The organism is Klebsiella sp. HN106 (assembly GCF_051209435.1).
Lineage (GTDB): Bacteria > Pseudomonadota > Gammaproteobacteria > Enterobacterales > Enterobacteriaceae > Klebsiella > Klebsiella oxytoca.
On record NZ_JBLURD010000002.1, the window covers coordinates 890,269 to 913,437 of the forward strand.

A 23,169-nucleotide genomic window follows, 5' to 3' on the forward strand; every position below is an offset into this window, starting at 1 on the left:
GGCGGCTGGTGCCTTACCGGGCCGGTAGCCCGGACAGATGCGCAGCATCGCCTCCGGGAAACCACATCCAACACGGCTTCAGGTTATCTCCCCGGGGGCGGCGCAAGCGCCTGCCCGGGCTACGGGTTCACCACCTCCGCTTTACGCTTCCTCTGGCGGACGGCGGCGAATAATAAAACCGGCGATCCAGAAGCTAATCACCCACGTCACCAGCCCAACCGCGTATGAACGCCAGCCTTCGGTTTCATACCCCAGCAGCCCGACTACGCCATTCATAATAAAAATTAACCCCAGGGCAACCGCATAGTAGTGCCAGTCGCGGCGGATTTTTTCAGTGAGTTTCATAACCACTCCGACAACAAAAAAAGCATCTTCGCATAGCCATCACCGCCGGTCTGCAGCCGCGTGGAGAATTGTCGCACATTGCGATAGCGGTCTAAATTTCACAAATTTGTAGCAAACTCACAAGCCGATGAAATCAGGAATATTCCTGGGCGGAAATTACCAGCAATCTGATACTGGAATCCCCCCGGGGTTGCCAGAATGACTCGTATGTAGCCGAAGTAAAAAATCGGCAAGAAAGCGAAGTCCGGAGGTCAATATGGCTGAGTTCACCTTTGCAAAGACCGTCAACGGCGGCAAAAAGAGGAGCGCTATTACCAGCAGCAACATCGCCTATGCTCTGTTTGTGCTGTTTTGCTTCTGGGCCGGCGCGCAAATGCTGAGCATGTTAATCCACGCGCCGGGCGTTCTTGAGCACTTGATTCAGATGCAGGACAGTAGCCGCCCCCGGGTCGAAATTGGCCTGCTGGTCGGCACCCTGTTTGGCCTGATTCCCTTCGTGGCGGCCAGCCTGTTAATTGGCATATCAGGGCTGATTTTCCGCTGGCGCAGCCGCCGTTAGCGGCGCGCCATACAGCTGGCCCGTCGGTCGTCAACGCGTTTGGCAAACCAGGCGGTGGTCAGATTACGGGTGATTTTGGGGCTCTCAAGCTGTATACCCGGCAGGACTTCCCGCGGAAGCGTTTTACCGGCTTTCTTATCGGCGATGCGAAATACCTGTTTATAAAGATCGCTCTCTTCAAACGCCAGCGTGTCACCTTTCTTTAACTGACGATGGATCTCGTCATCGCTCATCGCCAGCTGGGAGGATAAGCGGCGCACCGCCAGTTCGGTGGTTCCCGCCTCGTCGCTGTCGTAGCGAATTAAGTCGCCATCCAGCGCCAGCTTCACGCCCGTTGCTTTAGAGACGGCATTCTGGAAGGCGGCATTGCGGCTGGCGTACCATCCGGCGTTAAAATCAGCAAAACGGTACAGCGGTACGCTGTAATTCGCCGGATAGTTCAGCAGATGATAGGTGCCAAACCACAGACCGCCGCGCAGACTGAACACCTCCTGGCGCACGGTACCGTCGATTTTCCACGGATAGCCGTCGGTGTGCTGCTCGGCGAAAGCAATGCTGACCTGCATCGGGCCGCCGGTATGTACCGGGTTCAACGAGCCGAACAGCTTCTGTCCCATCGGCACCATGCCGATAAAATCATCGAAAATCGCGCTCAGCTGCTTTTCGGTTTTCACGCTATCCAGACGTTCGCTATAGCTTTTGCCGTTGGGTGATTTGATTTTCAGCGCGGTATGTACCAGAAAAACCGGGATGTGCATTTTTTCCGCCCGGCGGTCTATCTCCTGCCAGGCGATTTTATTCAGCCCCGGCACCGCCGGGTCAGATTGATAGTTGGATTCCTGCTGCGCCACCGCCAGCACCGAACAGACGTTCTCTTCCGTCGGCGCCAGCTTCTGACTGGCAAAGGTTTTGGCGATAGCCTGCGCCCAGGCTTCGCGATCCTTCACGCTGGCGGGCATTTTCTGCCGCACTACCGCGGCGACATCAATCGCCTTTTCGCCCTTTTTCAGCTCCGGCTCCGGTTTGCTGGAGCAGGCGCTGAGGACAATCCCTGCCAGTAGCGTCAGGGTGAGAGAAGTGATTCTGGATTGCGCTACCGGCATGGTTCATCCTTGCGTTGATTAACTTAATGTTTGCGTCACGGTCTGCAGCTCTTTGCCATCCAGCTCGCGCTCGAAGCTGCGCAGACGTTTGTAGATAGACATCAGCTCAACCAGTGTAGTCCATGAGCTGATCAGGTACTGGAACGAACCGCGAACCTGGCCAAAGACGTTGGTTATCTGAGTCATCAGGCCCAGCGTAATCGTACCGGCAACAATCGACGGAAACAGCAGGAACAAACCGAAAACGTTATCCACCTGCAGATAAAGAATACGGGCGATATTGAAATACATATAGTGGAAATAGAGGCGGAAATAGTTGCGGCGCACGGCGCCAAAGAGTTCACGCACCGTCGGCGGCGTCGCGCGGTTAGCGTCATCTTCGCCGTAAACCAGCTCTTTACGATAGGCGGCCTCAACGCGCTGGTTTTTGAACTCCAGGCCGGGCAGCTTGATCCCAACGACCGCCAGCAGGCCGGTACCCATTAACGACCAGACGATGGCGGCAATCACCAGGCCATAAGGCAGATGACCGACAATCGGTAAATCCGGGACGTGCGCGGAGAGCGTTACCAGCACCGGCAGGAAGGCGATAAGGGTCATCACCGCGTTAAGGAAGCTGACGCCCATGCTCTCCAGCGTGGAAGCAAAGCGCATGGTATCTTCCTGCACGCGCTGCGCGGCGCCTTCGATATGGCGCAAATGCTGCCAGTGCGCCATATAGTGTTCGTTCATCGCGGTACGCCAGCGGAAGACGTAGTGGCTGACGAAGAAGTTGTTCATCACGCCGATCACCACCGCGATTAGCGCAATGCCGAGGAAGATGCCAATTTCATGATAGAACTGGTTAATGCTGACCTTGTGCGGCGTTGCCAGCGCGGCCTGGATAAGATCGTAGAACGGAGCATACCAGGCGTTAATGGCCACCCCAACCTCGACCAGAAACCAGGTAACGAAAATAATCAGCGAGGTACCGAGGATCGACCAGTACTGCCAGCGGTGCGGGCTGTAAATAAACCAGAAAAGGGCGAAAACGCCCACGCAGAATACGTAGAAGGCGTAGAACACCAGGTAGTTGAGGGACCAGAAGCGCGCCGCGCTAATCGCCACATCCTGCGATGCGCCGGTGACCCGCAGCAGCCAGTCGCCGCCGCCCGCCTGCCAAAAGATCACCGCCAGCAGCGACCAGATAAAGGCAGAAATAAAAAACGGCCCCGGTTTGGGGAAAAAGGATTTAAACATCTTGCTCTCCTGCTAACTTCTTTTTCGTTTTGCTGTGCTGTGTACCACAAAAGCGCCCGCCGCAAAGCCGTCGCAGCGAAGCAAAGTGGGCGGATGATGAGACCGGATATCAGCAGCTTAGTTCGCCTGCCATCCGCTAAGAATTGTTTCTGTCGGTTTCACCTGTAAAGGATTGCCGGGAACGGTCAGTGAACGCCACACATCGTTGTAGTGGGCGATCAGCGTGACGGCCGGCGCCGCTGGACGGTTGGCGGTAGTGTGGGCATCTTCCGCGACGGTAATCGCGTAGCCCCGGCTGGCGCCGTTTTTGATGGTGGTATCCACGCAGTAGTCGGTGGCGCAGCCGCAAATCACAAACTGCGTGATGTGATGTTCGCGCAGTACCTCTTCCAGACGGGTACGGTAAAAGGCGTCGCAGGCGGTCTTAGTCACGTACAGGGAGCCTGCGGGTTGGATCAGCTCGGGGAGCAAAGCAAAACCTTCGCTCCCCTCTTCGAGGCCGCCCGCTTCGCAGTGCTGAATGAAAATTACGGTGTCCGCAGCGTTAATCAGGCGGTTAATTTGCGCCGCGCAGCGCTCGCGCTCAACTCGCGGCGTCGCGAAAACGCCGTTTTGCATATCCACTACCATCACTACCCGTTTCGCCGCCATCTTCTCTTGCCCCCCCTCTTTAGCCAAAACGATCATCATACGCGCCCGCAGGTGAATGCCGCTATCCGAAAGCAAAAAAAGGATTTTTTACGCCAGGTTACGTTTTTCCGCACAGAATCGTGCTATTAGCGCTTTGCACGGCGGCGCTTCGTAGTATAAATACGCTCTATCTTTTTTCTTCATCATGATGGATGCTCCCGTTGAAACGTAGTCTGCTCATTTTTGCTGCGCTGTGCGCGGCGTCGTTGACATCGGTCCAGGCCGCACAGCCGAGCGTCGACCCGGAATTCGCCGCTGATGTGGTCGATCGTTACGCTAACCATATCTACTACGGCAGCGGCGCAGTCGGTATGGCGCTGGTGGTTATCGACGGAAACCAGCGCGTATTCCGCAGCTTCGGCGAGACGCGCCCGGGCAATAATGAGCACCCGCAGCTCGATTCGGTGATCCGCATTGCCTCTATCAGCAAATTGATGACCAGTGAAATGCTGGTCAAACTTCTCGATCAGGGCGTGGTTAAGCTCAACGATCCGCTAAGCAAATATGCTCCGCCGGGTGCGCGGGTGCCGACTTACCAGGGGGCGCCTATCACGCTGGTAAATCTGGCGACCCATACCAGTGCCCTGCCGCGCGAGCAGCCCGGCGGCGCGGCGCACCGGCCGGTATTTGTCTGGCCAACTCGCCAGCAGCGCTGGAACTGGTTATCCACCGCAACGCTGAAAACCGCTCCCGGCACCCAGGCCGCCTACTCCAATCTGGCATTCGATTTACTCGCCGATGCGCTCTCTACCGCTGCGGGCAAGCCTTATCCGCAGCTGTTTGAAGAGCAGATCACCCGTCCGCTGGGGATGAAAGACACCACCTTTACGCCTTCGCCCGATCAGTGCCGGCGCCTGATGATTCCGGAGAAAGGAGCCAGCCCGTGCAACAATACGCTGGCGGCTATCGGCAGCGGCGGCGTCTATTCCACGCCGGGCGATATGATGCGCTGGATGCAGCAGTTCCTCTCTTCCGATTTCTTCGCCCGTGGGCAGCAGGCGGACCGGATGCAAACGCTGATTTATCAACGCAGCCAGCTGACGAAGGTGATCGGTATGGACGTGCCGGGTAAAGCCGATGCGCTGGGCCTCGGCTGGGTCTACATGAAGCCGAAAAACGGCCAGCCGGGCATTATTCAGAAGACCGGCGGCGGCGGCGGCTTTATTACTTACATGGCGATGAACCCGCAGGCCAACGTCGGCGCCTTCGTGGTGGTCACCCGCTCTTCATTGACGCGTTTCAACAACATGAGCGACGGGATCAACGAGCTGGTCAGTGAATTAAGCGGCGTCCGCACCGGAATTGAGACCGCCAGCCAGTAACCTGTGGGGATGTTTTGCCGACGATTGATAAGGATCGTTTTGGCGAAACATCCCGCCGCCAATTGAGGTAAACTCACTTTTTTCATTTCACAAAATCAGGCAAACCATGACAGATTTAATCACTCGCCCACGCCGCCTGCGCAAGTCCGCTTCGCTACGTGCCATGTTTGAAGAGACAACACTGAGTTTGAACGACCTGGTGTTGCCGATCTTTGTTGAAGAAGAAATCGACGATTACACGGCCATTGAAGCCATGCCCGGCGTGATGCGTATTCCGGAAAAACACCTGGCGCGCGAAATCGAGCGCATTGCCAACGCCGGCATCCGTTCGGTGATGACCTTCGGCATTTCCCATCATACCGATGCCGTTGGCAGCGATACCTGGAACGAAAACGGCCTGGTGGCGCGCATGTCCCGCATCTGTAAAGAGGCGGTGCCGGAGATGATCGTCATGTCCGACACCTGTTTCTGCGAATACACCTCCCACGGCCACTGCGGCGTGCTGTGCGATCACGGCGTGGATAACGACAAAACCCTTGAGAATCTCGGCAAGCAGGCGGTGGTCGCCGCTGCCGCAGGCGCAGATTTTATCGCGCCTTCCGCCGCGATGGATGGCCAGGTGCAGGCTATTCGCCAGGCGCTGGACGCCGCCGGATTTACCGATACGGCGATTATGTCCTACTCCACCAAATTCGCTTCATCGTTCTATGGCCCGTTCCGCGAAGCCGCAGGTACCGCGCTGAAAGGCGATCGTAAAACCTATCAGATGAGCCCGATGAACCGCCGCGAAGCGATTCGTGAATCGCTGCTGGACGAAGCCCAGGGCGCCGACTGCCTGATGGTCAAACCGGCGGGTCCCTATCTTGATATCCTGCGCGATCTGCGCGAGCGCACCAACCTGCCGATCGGCGCGTACCAGGTGAGCGGTGAATACGCGATGATTAAGTTCGCCGCCCAGGCTGGCGCTATCGATGAAGAGAAAGTGGTGCTGGAAAGTCTCGGCGCAATCAAGCGCGCCGGCGCAGATCTGATCTTCAGCTATTTCGCCCTCGATCTGGCCGAAAAGAAAATCCTGCGTTAATTCGGCTATTACTGCCTCCCCGGTGGCGGCTGTACGACCGGGCTACAGGCTCACAGCTATCTGTGGGTTGGTAGCCCGGACAGGCGCAGCGCGCCGCCTCCGGGAAGTCATTTTAATAACGCTCGCCGCACAATAATTCCTTCACTTCCCCACCCCAATCAACAGGATACAAACTACGGCTTACATCGCGATGAAAGGTTGAATAGGGCCAATCCCGTACCTGCCTTACCCACCCGTGCTTAATCGGATTGATATAAATATAATCAACATGGCTTCGGTAATCCTTCTGGTTGCGAATGGCGTGTTCCCAATATCTCGGTTGCCACACGTTATGCGCGCCTGTTAAACCTGAAAAATGCTTTTTAATTGCTCTCCAGCGCGATGGAAAATCGCTGTCGTTGTCAGGTAAGGTCCAGATGCAATGAAGGTGTTCGGGGAGCACCACCCAGGCATCAATATGAAAAGGTTTCTGTTTGTGGACTATTGCCACCGCCTGTCGTAACGCATCAATATGCTGAACCAGAAATCGACTCTCTCTGTCGCGTAAATTGACGGTGAAAAACCAGCTCCCACCCTTGAGGTAATAACGACGATAATCGACCATCGGATGCTCCCTGCTGAAGATATTTGCCTGTTCCCCAGGTTAAAAGAGGGGGAGACCGAAAGGCAAGAAACCGGAGATCAATCTGGAAAAGCGTTCGCAACTTTTCACCTGTGGCCTTCCCGGAGGCGGCGCTGCGCGCCTGTCCGGGCTACCCGCTCCCGCCAATCCCAAATCTTCACTCAACTGTAATCTGAACGACATCTGCGCCTTCTACTGTCTGGGCAGGACGGAGGAGGTGCCGCTATGTTTAGTCTCGACAATGTCATCGATGACCTGTGGCCTCAGGCAAAGCCAGCGCTCTGGCAGAAAAAGGTGCTGAAAAAGCTCCTGCATGAGGAAGAGTTTCAGCAGTTTGCCGCGCGTCATCATCACCTGAAAGGACTGGATACGGTCGAACAGGTGCTCGAACATCTTAATATCCGCTGCGCTATCCCGGCGCACGATCTCGAACAAATCCCCGAACATGGTCCGCTGGTCATCATCGCCAACCACCCCACCGGTACACTTGACGGCCTGGCCCTGCTCTACGCGGTGTCCCGCGTGCGCCGCGACGTCAAAGTGGTCACCAACCGCATGCTGACTCACCTTGAACCGCTGAGCTCGCTGTTTATTCCGGTCGATAATATCAATGGCCGCACCGCCAAAGCGGCGTTGCAGCAGATGGACCAGCAGTTGCAAAACGGCGGCGTGCTGATTTTCTTCCCGGCCGGCGAAGTTTCACGCCTCACCCGGCGCGGTATTCGTGATAAAAAATGGCACTCCGGATTTATTAAGCTGGCGGCGAAATACCGCGCCCCGCTGCTGCCAGCGTGGATCCGCGCGCGCAACAGCGCACTGTTTTACGCCAGTACCCTGATGTCCGAGAATCTGCCGTTACTGCTGCTGATGCAGCAAATGTTCCGTCGCCGCAACAGCAGCCTGCCGGTGAATATTGGTCAACAGATAACCTGGTCAAACTGGTTCAATCCGCAAAGCTCTTCTCGGGAACTGACCGAGCGCTGCTATCGCCACCTGGAGCTACTCGGCAAAGGGCTGCCGGGTATATTCAAAACCGAAAGTGCTATCGCCCGTCCCGAAGACCGCGCCCTGCTCAAGCGCGAGCTGGGGAAGGCTGAAACGCTGGGACGCACAGCGGATGGTAAAGTCATCTATCTCTGGCAGCGCCGCGGCCAGGAAGATGCGCCGATACTGCGCGAGCTGGGCCGTCTGCGGGAAATCGCCTTCCGCGCGGTGGGGGAAGGCAGCGGCAAACGTCGCGACGTTGACGTTTATGACGACGACTATCTGCAGCTGATTCTGTGGGATGAGGAAGATCTTGAGATCGTCGGCGCTTACCGTTTTATGCCAACCGCAATACAGCTGGAAAAGCGCGGCCTGAACGGCATCTACAGCTACAGCCTGTTTCATTACGACGCGCGCATGGACGATATTCTGCAACACGGCATTGAACTGGGTCGCAGTTTTATCCAGCCGCGTTACTGGGGCCGCCGCGGGCTGGACTACCTGTGGTCCGGCATTGGCGCGTATCTGGCGCGCTATCCGCACTATCGCTATCTGTTCGGCCCGGTGTCGATTTCCGGCGGGCTGCCGCCGTCGGCGCGCGATCTGCTGGTGGCTTTTTATCGGCTGTGGTTCCCGGCGACGCATCCGCTGGCAGAGTCGCGGCGTCCTTATCCGGCCTCGCTGCCCGATGTACTGGCGCAGTTTGGCGGAGAAGATTACAACGACGACCTGGCGCGGCTAAAGTCCCTGCTCGGCAACCTCGGTTGCGCGATCCCGCCGCTGTATAAACAGTACTCAGAAGTCTGCGAGCCGGGCGGCGTGCAGTTTATCGATTTCGGCAGCGACCCGGATTTCAACAACTGCGTGGATGGGCTGGTGCTGGTGGATTTGACCTATCTGAAGGCCAACCGCTATCAGCGCTATATTGGGGTACATCTGGACGCGCAAAAATCGGCATAAAAGCCTTTTCCCGGAGGCGGCGCGTTGCGCCTGTCCGGGCTGCGGTGCGTTTATCGTAGGTTGTTTCCCGGCTTATGGCACATTGCGCCTTAGCCGGGCTACGGGTTAACCGCGTTCTGCGGAGCGGTAGCCCGGACAAGGCGCGTTAAGCGCCGCCTCCGGGAAACAGCGCACAATGCAGCGTCCACTTTCCTCCTCGGCTCGCGGCTGATGCCTTAGCCGGGCTATAGAAATTAACCAGCCCGGTAATACGGCTTGTCTCCGAGAATCGTCGCCCGGTGCATAATGCGCCGCTGCGGCAGGTAATCGGCGTTGGCGTAGTGCTGGGTGACGCGGTTATCCCAAATCGCCACGTCGTTCGGCTGCCAGCGCCAGCGCACCTGAAAGTCCGGTTTAGTGACGTGAGCAAACAGGAAGCCGAGCAGCGCCTCGCTCTCTTTCTCCGTGACGTCAACGATGCGGGTGGTAAAGCCCTCATTGACAAACAGCGCCTGTTTACCGGTCACCGGATGGGTGCGCACTACCGGATGTAGCAGCGGCGGATTTTTCGCGACCGCCTCCAGCCAGCGCTGATGCTCCTCTTCGCTTTTACGATATTTATACTCCTGAAACGATTTGCGGAAATCATGCTCCGCGTGCAGGCCGCTTAACAGCTGGCGTAAAGGCCCGGAGAGCGCCTCATAGGCCGCAATGCCGCTGGTCCACAGGGTGTCGCCGCCGGTTGACGGCAGCTCTTTTGCCGCGAGGATCGCCCCGGCGGGCGGCGTCTCAATGAAGGTGACATCGGTGTGCCAGTTATCGTTATCCGGCGGGTTATCGTCGTGGGTATCAAGCACGATAATCTCATCGACGCCGGGCGCGTGCGGATAGACCGGATGAATATGCAGGTCGCCAAAGCGCAGGGCAAGATCCCGCTGCTGCTCGGGAGTGATGTTCTGCTCGCGCAGGAACACCACCTGGTGACGCAGCACCGCGTGATACAGCTGCTCAAACTGGTTGTCGCTCAGCGGGCGGGTAATATCGACGCCGGATACCTGCGCGCCAATATACGGCCCCAGCGGGGTAATGCTTAAACGTTCGCTCATTGTACTTCTCCATGCCAGGGCGTCAGTCGACGCTGCAGCGCGCGCAGCCCCAGTTCCAGTAAAAAGGCGATGATGGCAATCACCGCGATCCCGGCCAGCACCACGTCGGTGGCGAGGAACTCACCGGCGGACTGCACCATAAAACCTAACCCGCGGGTGGCGGCAATCAGCTCCGCGGCCACCAGCGTCGACCAACCCACGCCGAGCCCAATGCGCAGGCCGGTGAGGATCTCCGGCAGCGCGCCGGGCAGGATCACCAGCCACAGCACCTGCGCCCGGCTGGCCCCTAAAGATTGCGCGGCGCGAATGCGCACCTGCTGGGCGCTCTTTACGCCCGCCAGCGCCGACATCGCCACCGGCGCGAATATCGCCAGGTAGATCAACAGGATCTTCGAGGTCTCGCCGATGCCGAACCAGATCACCATCAGCGGTAAATAGGCCAGCGGCGGCACCGGGCGATATAGCTCGATCAGCGGGTCGAGGATCCCGCGTACCGTGGGGCTCAGCCCCATGGCGATCCCGACCGGCACGCCGAGCAGTACCGCCGCCAGCAGCGCGATAACGATACGCGTCAGGCTCGCCGCCAGGTGCTGCCAGAGGGTGGCGTCCATAAAACCCTGCGGACCGGCAATAGTGATAAGTTTCTGCAATACCTGCCCCGGCGGCGGCAGAAACAGCGGGCTAATCAGCTGCAGGGCGGCAACGGCCCACCAGATAGCCAGCAGTACCGCCAGGGTCGCCGCGCTGAGAGTGAGCTGACGCGAGAACGGCCAGCGCCACTTCAGCCTCCGCTGACGCGGTTTATCATTGATGACCACGCTCATGAGAAAGCCTCCCGTTGTTCAAATACCCGGCTGAGGACGTACTCGCGCTGTTCGATAAACCGCGGGTCCGATTTAATGCTGCGGCAGGATTCGCCGGCCACAAAGCGGCGGCCAAAATCGAGCGGCAGCCGTTCGAGCACCCGGCCCGGCCCCGGCGAAAGCAGTATCAGCTCGGTGGCCATAAACACCGCCTCTTCGATATCGTGGGTGATCAGTAGTACCTTCTTGCCGGTCTCATGCCACAGGCTGAGCAGCAGGGTTTGCATCTGCTCGCGGGTAAAGGCATCCAGCGCACCAAACGGCTCGTCGAGAAGCAGCAGCTGCGGATTGGCCGCCAGCGCGCGGGCAATGCCCACCCGCTGACGCTGGCCGCCGGAAAGCTGCCAGATAAAGCGCTTTTCCGCCCCTTCGAGGCCGACTTTTTTCAGCATCCGCGCGGCGGTTGCCCGGCGCTGCGTTTTGCCGACGCCCGCCAGCTGTAGCCCGAGCGCAACGTTATCCTGCACATTGCGCCACGGCAGCAGCCCTTCATTCTGAAAGACCACGCCGCGATCGGCTCCCGGCCCTTCAACCCGCCTGCCTTCAAGAGTGATGCTGCCGTGCTGATAAGGCACGAATCCGGCAATCAGGTTCAGCAGCGTGGTTTTACCGCAGCCGGAAGGCCCGAGGACCACCAGCAGTTCACCGCTGTCCAGCGTCAGGTTGATATCCGCCAGCGCTGGTTTACCGCCGTAGTCGGCGGAAAGATGCGAGATTTGCAGCATCATGACCTCCTTTACTTCACAAAACGGTCGGTAACGTACTGGCTGTAGTCGCTTCCCGCTGCGGGGACTTTACCCTGCTCTTTCAGGAATTTAGCGGTGTCGATGATGGCTTTATTCACCGGCCCGTTCAGCTCCTGCGCCTGCTGGGCGGCGGTCAGATAGGTATTGCCTTTCACCAGCCCCGGCACGTCGGCTTCCGGTACGCCGCTCAGGCGCGCCAGCTTGCTGATGTTTTCCGGCTGCTTCAGCCACTCATCCGGGTTGGCGATATAGGGCTGCTGCGCGTCAATGGCGCTTTTGGCGAAGGCTTTGACAATATCAGGATGCTTTTCGGCAAAGTCTTTGCGCACCACCCACACGTCCAGCGTCGGCGCGCCCCACTCCCCCACCTGCGACGAGTCGGTGAGAACCGTGCCGTCTTTTTCCAGCGCGTTGACCGCCGGCGCCCAGACGTAGGCGCCGTCAATGTCGCCGCGCTGCCAGGCGGCAATAATCGCCGGCGGCTGCAGGTTGAGGATCTGCACCTGCCCCGGTTTAATCCCCCAGTGCTTCAGCGCCGACAGCAGGCTGTAGTGAGTCGTAGAGATAAATGGCACGGCGATGCGTTTGCCGATCAGGTCTTGCGGTTTGGTGATGCTCTTTTTGACCACCAGCGCTTCGGAGTTACCGAGCTTTGAGGCCAGCAGAAAGACTTCAATCGGCACCTGCTGGGTGGCGGCGACCGCCAGCGGGCTGGAGCCGAGGTTGCCGATCTGCACGTCGCCGGAAGCCAGCGCCCGCACGATGCTCGCGCCGCTGTCAAACTTGCGCCAGTCGACGGTCGCCCCGCTCGCTTTGGCGAAGGTGTTGTCCGCCTGGGCGACTTTCGCCGGTTCGGCGGAGGTCTGATACGCCACGGTGACGTTCACCGCCTGGGCCTGGAATGCCGCCAGCGCCAGCGCGGCAATGAGTGTGATACGCGATGATAGTGCCATAGTGTCTGCTTCCCATAGTTGTTATGGGTGCAGTATTTCCGGCGCGATGCGTTTGATGAAGTAATTAAAAATTCTTGCTAAGAACAAAGCGTTTTTAGAAAAAAATCGGCAATGCTTATACACAAAATCATTCATGCTGCATCGAGGCGGCAAGGTTGTTCGTCCCCGGGAGCTGACATAAGTCAGTGACCGGGGCGGGCAAACGAAGCCAACAAAGAGGCAGCTTGAAGGATGAAGTGTATTGCGATTTTGTTACATTCATTGCATAACTGCGCCTGATTGATTGCCAGCGCAGCGGTGGCAGGCATCATAGAACCATGATGCGCTAAGAGAGAAGAAACATGATTCGAGTGGTGCTGGTCGATGACCATGTGGTGGTGCGTTCAGGCTTTGCGCAGTTACTCAGCCTCGAAGAGGATCTCGAGGTGGTTGGCCAGTTCAGCAGCGCGGCGGAAGCGTGGCCGGCATTATTGCGCGACGACGTCAACGTGGCGGTCATGGATATCGCCATGCCGGATGAGAACGGCCTGAGCCTGCTAAAGCGCCTGCGCGCGCAAAAGCCGCAGTTTCGCGCCATTATTCTCAGCATTTACGACACCCCGGCCTTCGTGCAGAGCGCCCTTGATGCCGGCGCCAGCGGCTATCTGACCAAACGCTGCGGCCCGGAAGAGCTCGTGCAGGCGGTGCGTTCCGTCGGTATGGGTGGACACTACCTGTGCGCCGATGCCCTGCGGGCGCTACGCGGCGGAGAGCAACCGGCGCAGGTGCTCGAGGTGCTCACCCCGCGTGAACGCGAAGTGTTTGATTTGCTCGTTAAAGGCGACAGCGTCAAGGAAATCGCCTTCAAGCTCGATCTCAGCCACAAGACGGTGCACGTTCATCGCGCCAACGTGCTGGGCAAACTGCAGTGCCACAGCACCATTGATCTGGTCCATTTCGCCCTCGACCACCAGCTGCTGGCGGGCCATTAATGTCGCGCAGCCTTCGCCACAGCGTCATCTCGCTGTTCATCGTGCTGGCCTGGGGAAGCGGCTGGCTGATGCTGTGGACGCTCGGGTTTTACCTGACCCATAACGGCCAGCAGGCGGCGCTGTTCCTGCCGCACGGCGTCTATCTGGCGCTGCTGATCCTGCTTTCGCGCCGCTACTGGCCCGCGCTGGTGCTGCCTCCCGTGTTGATGCTGTTCTGGCTGCACGGCGAACAGCTGCTGAACGGCTATATTCTGCTGGCCGCGCCGTTGATCGGCCTGCTTCCCGCCGGCATCGCCCAACAGTTCTGGCACCGCTTCCCCCTTTACTGGCAGCGGCTGACGCTGCTGCTGGCCACGGTCACCGCCAGCGCATTACTCAACACCGCCCTGCTCTCGCCGTTTGTGAAAAGTCCGGCGATGATGCTCGGTCTGGCCTCGTTTACCGGCGGGGTGCTGCTGACGCCGTTTGTCTATCTGATTTTTGAATTCCTGCGCCAGCAGCACCGCTACCACCTGCTGGGGCTGGATACCAATAATCCGCCGCTGCGCACCTCATTGATCATCTGGTGCAGCCTGTTCTTTATTATCGGCATCGGCACCCAAATGGTTCTGTCGCCGGAAATCGAGCGTCTGCTGTTAATTGTGGTGTTTCTGCCCAACGTGGTGATGGCGTGGAAGTTTGGCTGGCAGGGCGGCGTTCTCTCCGGTCTGCTGGGCAGCATGATGATCACCATCGCCCGCCAGGTTGGCGTCGGATTCAGCAACCTGGTGGAGCTGGAGATTTTTCTGGCGACCCAGGCGCTCCTCGGTATCGGGCTGGGGATTGCCATCAGTCGCCAGCAGCACCTGGCGCAAAACCTGCACCACTATCGCCAGCGGCTGGAGGCGGAGCTGGCGGCGCGGCGGGCGCTAACCGAAAAGCTGATCCATACCGAAGAGGATACGCGCAAAAGCCTGGCGCGCGAGCTGCACGACGAAATCGGCCAGAATATTACCGCCATTCAGATCCAGTCGCAGCTGGTGAAGCGAGCGCGCGATCCGGCGCAAACCCAGGCCGCCGCCAGCCAGATTAACGATCTCGCCCGGCGTATTCACCACTCTACCCGCCAGCTGCTGCGCCAGCTACGCCCCCCGGCCCTTGATGAACTGTCGTTTAAAGAGGCGCTGCACCATTTGCTCAATGAGTTTGCCTTTGCCGAGCGCGGTATCCGCTGCCGCTTTGACTACCGGCTCACCGCCACGCCGGAGAGCGAAACGGTACGTTTTACCCTCTATCGGCTGCTACAGGAGCTGCTTAACAACGTCTGTAAACACGCCGACGCCAGCGAGGTTGCCATTGCTCTGTATCAGCAGGGGACGCTGCTGCGCCTGGAGGTCAAGGACAACGGCATCGGTATCAGCCCCGACAAAATGGCCGGCTTCGGCATTCAGGGCATGCGTGAACGGGTCAGCGCCCTGGGCGGAGAGCTGACCCTGGAGTCGCAGCATGGGACGCGGGTAATTGTTAACTTGCCCACAAATTTGCAACAAACAGCCGGCTAACCAGGAAAAAGTCTTAGTCACTCCGGACTTTCTCTCATCCCCTTTCGATTTCACTTTCATATAGTCAGCAAAACGGAGACGGCGATGCGCTCAGCAACCGACATTAATCAACATTACCGGACGCTGCGTCCGCAGCTGCTGATGTACATGGTCATCGGATATGCGGCGTTTTACCTGACGCGCAAAAGCGTCAACTACGTATTGCCGGCGCTGCAAACGGATCTGGGTCTGGATAAAGGCGATATCGGCCTGCTGGGATCGCTGTTTTACCTGACCTACGGTCTGTCGAAGTTTACCGCCGGACTGTGGCACGACAGCCACGGGCAGCGCTGGTTTATGGGCGTGGGCCTGTTCGCCACCGGTCTGCTGAACGTGGTGTTCGCCTTCGGCGAATCGCTGACGCTGCTGCTGGCGGTCTGGACGCTGAACGGATTTTTTCAGGGCTGGGGCTGGCCTCCCTGCGCCCGCCTGCTGACCCACTGGTACTCGCGCAACGAACGCGGCTTCTGGTGGGGCTGCTGGAATATGTCGATCAATATCGGCGGAGCGATTATCCCGCTGATTAGCGCCTTTGCCGCCCACTGGTGGGGCTGGCAGGCGGCGATGCTGGCACCGGGGACGATCAGCATGGCATCAGGCATCTGGTTAACGCTGCACCTGAAAGGAACGCCCCGCGAAGAGGGATTGCCGTCAGTAGGCCGCTGGCGTAACGACCCGCTGGAGCTGCGCCAGGAGCAGCAAAGCCCGCCGATGGGGCTATGGCAGATGCTGCGCACCACGATGCTGAAGAATCCGATGATCTGGCTGCTGGGCGTCTCTTACGTGCTGGTCTATCTGATCCGCATCGCGCTCAACGACTGGGGCAACATCTGGCTGACGGAGAGCCACGGCGTCAATCTGCTCAGCGCCAACGCCACGGTGATGCTGTTTGAAGCGGGCGGTCTGCTCGGGGCGTTGTTCGCCGGATGGGGCTCGGATCTGCTGTTCAGCGGCCAGCGGGCGCCGATGATTTTACTGTTCACGCTGGGGTTGATGGTCTCCGTCGCCGCGCTTTGGCTGGCGCCGGTCCATCACTACGCGCTGCTGGCGGTGTGTTTCTTTACGGTGGGCTTCTTCGTTTTTGGCCCACAAATGCTGATTGGCCTCGCGGCGGTGGAGTGCGGACACAAAGCGGCGGCGGGTTCAATTACCGGATTTCTTGGCCTGTTCGCCTATCTGGGGGCAGCGCTGGCGGGCTGGCCTCTGTCGCTGGTCATTGAACGCTACGGCTGGTCGGGCATGTTCAGTTTACTCTCGGTCGCCGCAGTTCTGATGGGTTTATTGCTGATGCCGCTGCTGATGGCGAGCATTACTACCTCTGCTGCTCAAAGGATAAAATAATGAAAAAAACGCTGGTCACTACCCTGATTGCTTCCGGCATTGCGCTGGCGACGTTAAGCGGCGCGGCGCACGCCAAAGGTCGTCTGGTGGTCTATTGCAGCGCCACCAACGAAATGTGTGAGGCGGAAACCAAAGCCTTCGGCGAAAAATATGACGTAAAAACCTCATTTATTCGCAACGGTTCCGGCAGCACGCTGGCGAAGGTCGATGCCGAGAAGAAAAACCCGCAGGCGGATGTCTGGTACGGCGGCACCCTCGACCCGCAGTCCCAGGCCGGTGAAATGGGCCTGCTGCAGCCCTATAAATCGCCCAATCTTGCGCAGGTGATGGAGCAGTTCCGCGATCCGGCGAAGCTGAAAGGCAACTACTCCTCGGCGGTGTACGTTGGCATACTCGGCTTCGGCGTGAACACCCAGCGCCTGAAAGAGAAAAATCTGCCGGTGCCGAAATGCTGGAAAGATCTGACTAAACCGGAATATAAAGGCGAAATTCAGATTGCCGACCCGCAGAGTTCCGGCACCGCCTACACCGCGCTGGCGACCTTCGCCCAGCTGTGGGGGGACGATCAGGCTTTCGATTATCTCAAACAGCTTAACGCTAACGTCTCCCAGTACACGAAGTCCGGTATAGCCCCGGCCCGCAACGCCGCCCGCGGTGAAACGGCCATCGGCATCGGCTTCCTGCACGACTATTCGCTGGAAAAAGAACAGGGCGCGCCGCTGGAGCTGATCTCGCCGTGCGAAGGCACCGGCTATGAAATTGGCGGCGTCAGTATCCTGAAGGGCGCGCGCAACCTCGACAACGCCAAACTGTTTGTCGACTGGGTGCTGTCGAAAGATGCCCAGGAGCTGGCGTGGAAGAAAGGCAAGTCTTATCAGATCCTGACCAACACTACCGCCGACACCTCGCCGAACTCGCTGAAGCTCGACGACCTGAAGCTCATCAACTATGACATGGATAAATACGGCTCAACGGACGTGCGTAAAGCGCTAATCAATAAATGGGTTAGCGAAGTGAAGATGGGTAAATAAGCCCGCATTGCGTTCATTTGCCGGGTGGCGGCATCACTGCCCTACCCGGCCTACGACACCGGAAAACTTATGTCACACACACTTGCACTCCATCCCGTGAAAAAGCGGGATGCGATATTCCTTTGGGTTTTATTCGGCTGGCTGGCGTTTGCCCTGCTGCCGAGCTGGAGCCTGGATTACGGTCTGCTGGAGTCCACGAGCGATGAAATTCTCGCGGCCTACGGCTGGTCACAGTTCAATATCAGCTGGCTGTGGTATCTGTTACCGAGCCTGCTGCTGATTCGTCCCTTTCAGGAAGCCAGGCGGGAGCAGCGCAGCCGCCACTATCTCGATGCTGGCTGGGCGTTCTGCTGTATGGCGTTTATCGTCGTCAGCGCCACCGTGGAAGGCCGCGGATTAGGCTACGCCACCATCGTGCTGTTTGTCGCGCTGGGGGCCATCATGACCCTGGCGCTCACCCGCCTGGAATGGCTGGGGGGCGACCGCTTTGTCATTGGTTCGCTGGTCACCATCGTGGCGTTAATCGGCGTCTTTATCGTCTGGCCGAGCATCGCTATTTTCATCCCGATGTTCACTAACGACGCCGGCGAGTTTGCCCCGCTGGCGTTTATGGCCGTGCTGTCGCAGGCGCATATTGTCCAGGTGATCCTCAACTCCATCGCCCTGTCAATTGCGGTAGGCATCGGCTGCACTTTCTTTGGTCTGGTGCTGGCGATTTACACCACCCGTATCGCCCAGCGCAGCGCGATTATTGGCCGCATTTTCTCGATTCTGCCGATCGTCACCCCGCCGTTTGTCGTCGGTCTCGGCGTTACCCTGATGATGGGCCGTTCCGGCTACATCACCGAACTGATGGTCGACTGGTTTGGCTTAACCAACACCAACTGGCTGTACGGATTTACCGGCATCTGGCTGGCGCAGGTGCTGGCGTTCACCCCGATGGCGTTTATGATCCTCGACGGCGCGATTAAGACCATTCATCCGTCGCTGGAGGAGGCGTCGTACACCCTGCGCGCCAGCCGCTGGCAGACCTTCAACGGCGTCTTCGTCCCGCTGCTGAAACCGGCGCTGGCGAACGCGTTTTTAATCGTCATCGTTCAGTCGCTGGCCGACTTCAGCAACCCGCTGGTGCTCGGCGGCAACTTCGACGTACTGGCGACGCAAATCTACTTCTATATCACCGGTTCGCAGCTCGATTATCAGGCCGCCAGTACTCTCGGCGCATTCCTGCTGCTGTTCTCGCTGCTGGTGTTCTGCATTCAGTATATGTGGATCGGCAAGCGCTCTTACGTCACGGTTTCCGGCAAGTCCTACCGTGGCGACGTGCAGCCGCTGCCGGTGACCCTGGTGTGGAGCGTGATCGCCATTCTGGCGGTGTGGATCGCCTTCAACGCCCTGCTCTACGGCAGTATTTTCTACGGCAGCTTTACCGTTAACTGGGGCGTGGACTACACCCTGACGCTGGATAACTTTATCAAGCTGTTCGGCCAGGGGATGAGCGACGGCGCCTGGCCTTCGCTGCTCGATACTCTGCTTTACGCCGGGATCGCCGCGCCCATCACCGCCGCTTTCGGCCTGCTGATCGCCTGGATCGTAGTGCGACAGCAGTTTAAAGGCAAAAAGACCATCGAGTTCACCACCATGCTGTGCTTCGCGGTGCCGGGCACCGTGGCGGGCGTCTCCTATATTCTCGCCTTTAACAGCGCGCCGGTGTACCTCACCGGAACGGCGGCGATTGTGATTATCTCGATGGTCATGCGTAACGTGCCGGTGGGCATTCGGGCAGGTATTGCCGGTTTAGGCCAGATCGACAAATCGCTGGACGAAGCGTCGCTCAGCCTGCGCGCGGGTTCCCTGCGCACCATTACGCATATCCTGCTGCCGCTGCTGCGCCCGGCGATCCTCTCGGCGCTGATCTACAGCTTTGTGCGCGCCATTACCACCGTCAGCGCCATTGTGTTCCTCGTGACGCCGGACACCCGCGTCGCTACCGCCTATATCCTCAACCGGGTGGAAGACGGCGAATACGGCGTGGCGATCGCCTACGGATCGATTCTGATCGTCGTGATGCTGGCGATTATTTTTATCTTTGACTGGCTGATCGGGGAAGCGCGTATCTCCCGGTCAAAAGCCAAAAACCAGGCGTAATGGAGCGCACTATGAGTCAGAAAAATTTTGTTGAGCTGCGCAACGTCACCAAGCGATTCGGCAGCAACACGGTTATCGACAATATCAATCTCACCATCCCCCAGGGACAAATGGTGACCCTGCTCGGCCCGTCCGGCTGCGGCAAGACCACCATTCTGCGCCTGGTCGCCGGGCTGGAAAAACCGAGCGAAGGACAGATTTTCATCGATGGCGAAGACGTTACTCATCGCTCCATTCAGCAGCGCGACATCTGTATGGTATTTCAGTCTTACGCCCTGTTTCCGCATATGTCGCTGGGGGACAACGTCGGCTACGGTCTGAAGATGCTCGGCGTGTCGCGCAGCGACGTGAAAGCGCGGGTGAAGGAGGCGCTGGCGATGGTGGATCTGGAAGGATTCGAAGATCGCTATGTCGATCAGATTTCCGGCGGTCAGCAGCAGCGCGTGGCGCTGGCGCGCGCCCTGATCCTCAAGCCAAAGGTGCTGCTGTTTGATGAGCCCTTAAGCAACCTCGATGCCAACCTGCGGCGCAGCATGCGCGATAAGATCCGCGAGTTACAGAAGCAGTTTGATATCACCTCGCTGTACGTGACCCATGATCAGAGCGAAGCCTTTGCGGTTTCCGATACCGTGCTGGTGATGAATAAGGGACATATCATGCAGATCGGCTCGCCGCAGGATCTTTACCGCCAGCCCGCGTCGCGCTTTATGGCGAGCTTTATGGGCGATGCCAACCTGTTCCCGGCCGCCTTTAGCGAGGATTTTGTCAATATTTATGGCTATCGGCTGCCGAGGCCGCCGCATTTTGCCGCCCAGGGCGAGGGCAGCGTCGGCGTGCGCCCGGAGGCAATCACCCTGAGCGATCGCGGCGAGGAGAGCCAGCGCTGCACGATTCGCCACGTGGCCTATATGGGACCGCAGTACGAGGTGACGGTAGAGTGGCACGGGCAGGAAATTTTGCTGCAGGTGAACGCGACGCGGCTGCAGCCGGATGTCGGCGAGCACTATTATCTCGAAATCCACCCGTACGGGATGTTTGTGTTAGCGGATGCCAAGTGATTGATGCCGGGTAGCGCTTACGCTTACCCGGCCTACGATTCGTGCACGTTGTAGGCCGGGTAAGGCATCAGCCGCCACCTGGCGCAAACTCAACGCCGCGCGTTCAGTTCGGCAATATCCTTCGGCGTCGTGCGGCAGCAGCCGCCAATCAGCTTCGCGCCCGCCGCCAGCCACTGGGGTAAATATTCCGCCAGCGTTGCACAGGCTTCGCCGTGGCGATGCCAGGTCTTGGATACCGCGTCATAGTACTCCCCGGAGTTAGGATAAACCACCAGCGGCAGCGCCGTCAGGCTATGCAGATGCGCCAGCGCGGCGGTGCTGTTTTCCAGCGCGATACAGTTAATGCCCAGCGCCACCACCTGCGGATAGTTTGCCAGCACGGCAACCACTTCCCGCAGCGGCGTGCCGTCGCTGAGATGCTGCGCATCGCGCAGGGTAAACGAGAACCATGCCCGCGCGCGCGGATAGGCAGTCAGCAGCTCCGCCAGCGCCTTCATCTCGGCGAAATTCGGCATCGTTTCACAGGCCAGCAGATCGGCCCCGGCGTCGAGCAGCGCTTCCACGCGCGGACGATGAAATGCCTGAAATTCCTCATCGCTGCGGACATAATCGCCGCGATACTCCGAGCCGTCCGCCAGGAAGGCGCCGTACGGCCCGACCGAACCGGCAACCAGCAACGCGCCCGCCTGCGGGTTTTCCGCCAGATACGCTTCCCGCGCCTTGCGGGCCAGCTCAACGCTTTTGCCGATCAGCGCTTTCGACTGCGCTTCATCAAGGCCGAGGGCGGCAAAACCTGCCGGAGTGGCCTGATAGCTGGCGGTGATCGCCACCTGCGCGCCGGCGCGGAAATAGTCGAGGTGAACTTCGCGGATAAGCTCCGGGTTGTCGACCAGCACTTTCGCCGACCACAGGCTGTCGGCAAGATTGCAGCCGCGCGCTTCCAGCTCCGTCGCCATCGCGCCGTCCAGCAGGATAAAGGGCTTTGCGTCGAGGAGGGCGGTTAACGGATTATTCTGCGACATGTTGAGGCTCCTGGGTGAGTTTCCGTGAACGAGTCAGATAATACGCACCATAACACAGTGCCACGAACGGGATCCCGCACCACAGCGCAATCCTCTGACTCGGGTCAAACGCCAGACCCACGCAGGCTACCAGGCAAAGCACAAATCCCAGCACCGGCACCAGCGGATACCACGGCGCGCGATAGTGCAGTTCGCTTAGCGCCTTCCCCTGCTGCAGATGGCGACGGCGGAACATAAAGTGCGAGGCGCAAATGCTCAGCCATACCGCCACCACCGCAAAACCGGAAATCGCCGACAGCGCGACAAACACCGTATCCGGGGCCACGACGCTGGAGAAAAGCGCCAGCACGCCGCCGAGCATGCTGACCGAAATCGCCGTCAGCGGTACCCCGTTCCTGGTCAATTTGGTAAAACAGGACGGCAGCGTTTTTTCATTGGAGAGCGACCACAGCATCCGCCCGGAGGCGTAAAGGCCAGAGTTGGCCGCCGACAGAATCGCCGTCAGGATCACAAAGTTAAAGATATCCGCCGCGTAGGGAATACCGACCTTTTCAAACACCAGCACAAACGGGCTTTTCTCGACTCCCGCCTGCTGCATCGGGATCAGCGCCGCCAGCACGAAGACGGTGCCGATGAAAAAGATAATCAGCCGGGCGATGGTGGTACGAATGGCCACCGGAATGACTTTATGCGGATTCTCCGTTTCCCCCGCCGCGATGCCGATAAGCTCGGTGCCGGAGAAAGCGAAGTTAACCGCCACCATGGTCATCAGGATCGGCAGACCGCCGTGCGGGAACCAGCCTTCGGCGGTGATATTGCGCAGCCCCGGCGCCGGAGAGCCATCCTGCATCGGAATGATGCCAAAGATCGCCGCCCCGCCGAGAATAATAAAGGCGATAATGGTGACCACCTTCACCAGCGAGAACCAGAATTCACCTTCGGCAAAGAAGCGGGTGGAGATAACGTTGAGCGCGAAAATCACCGCGCAGAACACCACGCACCAGACCCATACCGGCACCTGCGGGAACCAGTACTGCATGCAGAATCCGGCGGCGGTGAAGCTTGAGCCAAGCGCGACGGTCCAGGTCAGCCAGTAGAGCCAGGCGACGGTATACCCGGTCGCCGGGCCGAGATAGCGCGCGGCGTAGACGTGAAACGCCCCGGTTTCCGGCATCGCCACCGAAAGTTCGCCCAGACACTGCATCACCAGCCAGACCACCAGCGCGCCAATCAGATAGGCCAGCAGCGTGCCCGCCGCTCCGGTGGTGGAGATGATATAGCCGGTATTAAAAAATAGCCCTGTGCCAATAACGCCACCCAGCGACAGCATGATCAGGTGGCGAGTCTTCATGGTGCGCTTAAGCTGCCCACCTTGTTGTTGTTGTGTTGTTTGCATTTGACCCCATGGGCGTATAGACATCTAAACATCTAGATAAGAGGTTTCTTATACCCCGCCTGTCGCCAAA

Annotated in this window: 21 protein-coding genes; 10 read left to right on the plus strand and 11 right to left on the minus strand. The window is 58.8% G+C overall.

The genetic code is table 11. The features are described from left to right. Positions 1–141 precede the first annotated feature (141 nt). Positions 142–345, minus strand: coding sequence for a DUF2754 family protein (locus ACSIPU_RS10760; protein WP_004099377.1), 204 nt, complete (start codon positions 343–345; stop codon positions 142–144). 256 nt (positions 346–601) lie between these two features. On the opposite strand from ACSIPU_RS10760, the gene ACSIPU_RS10765 reads away from it, so the two are divergent. Further along, positions 602–904 (plus strand): DUF2755 family protein, encoded by a 303-nt coding sequence (locus ACSIPU_RS10765; protein ID WP_004099375.1) that lies wholly within the window; start codon positions 602–604, stop codon positions 902–904. On the opposite strand, the gene ACSIPU_RS10770 is transcribed toward ACSIPU_RS10765, so the two are convergent. From ACSIPU_RS10770 to ACSIPU_RS10780, 3 genes are all read right to left on the minus strand, one after another. Beyond that, positions 901–2,007, minus strand: a complete 1,107-nt coding sequence (locus ACSIPU_RS10770; RefSeq protein ID WP_004099373.1) for a DUF1615 domain-containing protein — start codon at positions 2,005–2,007, stop codon at positions 901–903. The genes ACSIPU_RS10765 and ACSIPU_RS10770 overlap by 4 nt on opposite strands. Before the next feature lie 18 nt (positions 2,008–2,025). After that, positions 2,026–3,246, minus strand: coding sequence for a peptide antibiotic transporter SbmA (gene sbmA / locus ACSIPU_RS10775; RefSeq protein ID WP_032727867.1), 1,221 nt, complete (start codon positions 3,244–3,246; stop codon positions 2,026–2,028). Between the two features lie 117 nt (positions 3,247–3,363). After that, a complete protein-coding gene (locus ACSIPU_RS10780; protein ID WP_162098351.1) occupies positions 3,364–3,876 on the minus strand; it encodes an isochorismatase family protein in 513 nt (170 codons plus the stop codon). 221 nt (positions 3,877–4,097) lie between these two features. Between ACSIPU_RS10780 and ampH the strand changes: the two genes are divergently transcribed. Together ampH and hemB are read left to right on the plus strand one after the other, a co-directional pair. Beyond that, positions 4,098–5,258 carry a D-alanyl-D-alanine-carboxypeptidase/endopeptidase AmpH gene (ampH, locus tag ACSIPU_RS10785; RefSeq protein ID WP_016808633.1) on the plus strand — a complete coding sequence of 387 codons (1,161 nt, stop codon included), beginning with the start codon at positions 4,098–4,100 and terminating at the stop codon, positions 5,256–5,258. Between the two features lie 106 nt (positions 5,259–5,364). Next, positions 5,365–6,339: a porphobilinogen synthase gene (gene hemB / locus ACSIPU_RS10790; RefSeq protein ID WP_004099358.1), complete on the plus strand. Its 975-nt coding sequence runs from the start codon at positions 5,365–5,367 to the stop codon at positions 6,337–6,339. A gap of 112 nt (positions 6,340–6,451) precedes the next feature. Here hemB and ACSIPU_RS10795 read toward each other — a convergent pair whose 3' ends face one another. Then, a complete protein-coding gene (locus tag ACSIPU_RS10795) occupies positions 6,452–6,943 on the minus strand; it encodes an REP-associated tyrosine transposase (protein ID WP_004099357.1) in 492 nt (163 codons plus the stop codon). A gap of 243 nt (positions 6,944–7,186) precedes the next feature. Between ACSIPU_RS10795 and ACSIPU_RS10800 the strand changes: the two genes are divergently transcribed. Further along, positions 7,187–8,905, plus strand: a complete 1,719-nt coding sequence (locus ACSIPU_RS10800) for a lysophospholipid acyltransferase family protein (RefSeq protein ID WP_053064647.1) — start codon at positions 7,187–7,189, stop codon at positions 8,903–8,905. 233 nt (positions 8,906–9,138) lie between these two features. On the opposite strand, the gene tauD is transcribed toward ACSIPU_RS10800, so the two are convergent. From tauD to tauA, 4 genes are read right to left on the minus strand one after another with little or no spacing between them, the layout of a single operon-like run. Then, complete coding sequence (gene tauD / locus ACSIPU_RS10805) at positions 9,139–9,990, minus strand: taurine dioxygenase (RefSeq protein ID WP_004099353.1); 852 nt, start codon at positions 9,988–9,990, stop codon at positions 9,139–9,141. Beyond that, a complete protein-coding gene (gene tauC / locus ACSIPU_RS10810; protein ID WP_004099351.1) occupies positions 9,987–10,814 on the minus strand; it encodes a taurine ABC transporter permease TauC in 828 nt (275 codons plus the stop codon). The genes tauD and tauC overlap by 4 nt, the downstream gene beginning before the upstream one ends. Then, positions 10,811–11,578 (minus strand): taurine ABC transporter ATP-binding subunit, encoded by a 768-nt coding sequence (gene tauB, locus ACSIPU_RS10815; RefSeq protein ID WP_004110944.1) that lies wholly within the window; start codon positions 11,576–11,578, stop codon positions 10,811–10,813. The genes tauC and tauB overlap by 4 nt, the downstream gene beginning before the upstream one ends. Before the next feature lie 11 nt (positions 11,579–11,589). Then, entirely contained in the window at positions 11,590–12,552 is a 963-nt protein-coding gene (tauA, locus tag ACSIPU_RS10820; protein ID WP_004099349.1) for a taurine ABC transporter substrate-binding protein, read from the minus strand. A gap of 341 nt (positions 12,553–12,893) precedes the next feature. Between tauA and ACSIPU_RS10825 the strand changes: the two genes are divergently transcribed. The 6 genes from ACSIPU_RS10825 (at position 12,894) to fbpC (ending at position 20,681) form a co-directional block, all read left to right on the plus strand. After that, positions 12,894–13,523 carry a response regulator transcription factor gene (locus tag ACSIPU_RS10825; protein WP_004099348.1) on the plus strand — a complete coding sequence of 210 codons (630 nt, stop codon included), beginning with the start codon at positions 12,894–12,896 and terminating at the stop codon, positions 13,521–13,523. Next, positions 13,523–15,064: an MASE1 domain-containing sensor histidine kinase gene (locus ACSIPU_RS10830; RefSeq protein WP_004099347.1), complete on the plus strand. Its 1,542-nt coding sequence runs from the start codon at positions 13,523–13,525 to the stop codon at positions 15,062–15,064. The genes ACSIPU_RS10825 and ACSIPU_RS10830 overlap by 1 nt, the downstream gene beginning before the upstream one ends. Positions 15,065–15,124: 60 nt before the next feature. Beyond that, on the plus strand, positions 15,125–16,444 hold the full coding sequence (gene uhpC / locus ACSIPU_RS10835) for an MFS transporter family glucose-6-phosphate receptor UhpC (protein WP_224226429.1): 1,320 nt from the start codon (positions 15,125–15,127) through the stop codon (positions 16,442–16,444). Beyond that, entirely contained in the window at positions 16,444–17,475 is a 1,032-nt protein-coding gene (locus ACSIPU_RS10840; RefSeq protein ID WP_004099345.1) for an ABC transporter substrate-binding protein, read from the plus strand. Before uhpC ends, ACSIPU_RS10840 begins: the two co-directional genes overlap by 1 nt. A gap of 69 nt (positions 17,476–17,544) precedes the next feature. Then, entirely contained in the window at positions 17,545–19,623 is a 2,079-nt protein-coding gene (locus ACSIPU_RS10845; RefSeq protein ID WP_049593467.1) for an ABC transporter permease, read from the plus strand. Between the two features lie 11 nt (positions 19,624–19,634). After that, positions 19,635–20,681: a ferric ABC transporter ATP-binding protein gene (gene fbpC / locus ACSIPU_RS10850; protein WP_023329346.1), complete on the plus strand. Its 1,047-nt coding sequence runs from the start codon at positions 19,635–19,637 to the stop codon at positions 20,679–20,681. Positions 20,682–20,770: 89 nt separating this feature from the next. Here fbpC and mmuM read toward each other — a convergent pair whose 3' ends face one another. Both mmuM and mmuP read right to left on the minus strand, forming a co-directional pair. Continuing rightward, positions 20,771–21,703 (minus strand): homocysteine S-methyltransferase, encoded by a 933-nt coding sequence (mmuM, locus tag ACSIPU_RS10855; RefSeq protein ID WP_196557671.1) that lies wholly within the window; start codon positions 21,701–21,703, stop codon positions 20,771–20,773. Continuing rightward, a complete protein-coding gene (mmuP, locus tag ACSIPU_RS10860; RefSeq protein ID WP_032704611.1) occupies positions 21,690–23,099 on the minus strand; it encodes an S-methylmethionine permease in 1,410 nt (469 codons plus the stop codon). Before mmuP ends, mmuM begins: the two co-directional genes overlap by 14 nt. Positions 23,100–23,169: the final 70 nt, after the last annotated feature.

What these genes read in the sequence shown, in the direction of transcription:
- hemB (WP_004099358.1), top strand. Translation starts at nt 5,365, where the DNA reads ATGACAGATTTAATCACTCGCCCACGCCGCCTGCGCAAGTCCGCTTCG.
- ACSIPU_RS10845 (WP_049593467.1), top strand. Translation starts at nt 17,545, where the DNA reads ATGTCACACACACTTGCACTCCATCCCGTGAAAAAGCGGGATGCGATA.
- tauD (WP_004099353.1), bottom strand. Translation starts at nt 9,990, where the DNA reads ATGAGCGAACGTTTAAGCATTACCCCGCTGGGGCCGTATATTGGCGCG.
- ACSIPU_RS10800 (WP_053064647.1), top strand. Translation starts at nt 7,187, where the DNA reads ATGTTTAGTCTCGACAATGTCATCGATGACCTGTGGCCTCAGGCAAAG.
- ACSIPU_RS10765 (WP_004099375.1), top strand. Translation starts at nt 602, where the DNA reads ATGGCTGAGTTCACCTTTGCAAAGACCGTCAACGGCGGCAAAAAGAGG.
- mmuM (WP_196557671.1), bottom strand. Translation starts at nt 21,703, where the DNA reads ATGTCGCAGAATAATCCGTTAACCGCCCTCCTCGACGCAAAGCCCTTT.
- ACSIPU_RS10780 (WP_162098351.1), bottom strand. Translation starts at nt 3,876, where the DNA reads ATGGTAGTGGATATGCAAAACGGCGTTTTCGCGACGCCGCGAGTTGAG.
- ACSIPU_RS10825 (WP_004099348.1), top strand. Translation starts at nt 12,894, where the DNA reads ATGATTCGAGTGGTGCTGGTCGATGACCATGTGGTGGTGCGTTCAGGC.
- tauB (WP_004110944.1), bottom strand. Translation starts at nt 11,578, where the DNA reads ATGCTGCAAATCTCGCATCTTTCCGCCGACTACGGCGGTAAACCAGCG.
- ACSIPU_RS10830 (WP_004099347.1), top strand. Translation starts at nt 13,523, where the DNA reads ATGTCGCGCAGCCTTCGCCACAGCGTCATCTCGCTGTTCATCGTGCTG.
- ACSIPU_RS10760 (WP_004099377.1), bottom strand. Translation starts at nt 345, where the DNA reads ATGAAACTCACTGAAAAAATCCGCCGCGACTGGCACTACTATGCGGTT.
- mmuP (WP_032704611.1), bottom strand. Translation starts at nt 23,099, where the DNA reads ATGCAAACAACACAACAACAACAAGGTGGGCAGCTTAAGCGCACCATG.
- tauA (WP_004099349.1), bottom strand. Translation starts at nt 12,552, where the DNA reads ATGGCACTATCATCGCGTATCACACTCATTGCCGCGCTGGCGCTGGCG.
- fbpC (WP_023329346.1), top strand. Translation starts at nt 19,635, where the DNA reads ATGAGTCAGAAAAATTTTGTTGAGCTGCGCAACGTCACCAAGCGATTC.
- ACSIPU_RS10770 (WP_004099373.1), bottom strand. Translation starts at nt 2,007, where the DNA reads ATGCCGGTAGCGCAATCCAGAATCACTTCTCTCACCCTGACGCTACTG.
- ACSIPU_RS10795 (WP_004099357.1), bottom strand. Translation starts at nt 6,943, where the DNA reads ATGGTCGATTATCGTCGTTATTACCTCAAGGGTGGGAGCTGGTTTTTC.
- ACSIPU_RS10840 (WP_004099345.1), top strand. Translation starts at nt 16,444, where the DNA reads ATGAAAAAAACGCTGGTCACTACCCTGATTGCTTCCGGCATTGCGCTG.
- sbmA (WP_032727867.1), bottom strand. Translation starts at nt 3,246, where the DNA reads ATGTTTAAATCCTTTTTCCCCAAACCGGGGCCGTTTTTTATTTCTGCC.
- tauC (WP_004099351.1), bottom strand. Translation starts at nt 10,814, where the DNA reads ATGAGCGTGGTCATCAATGATAAACCGCGTCAGCGGAGGCTGAAGTGG.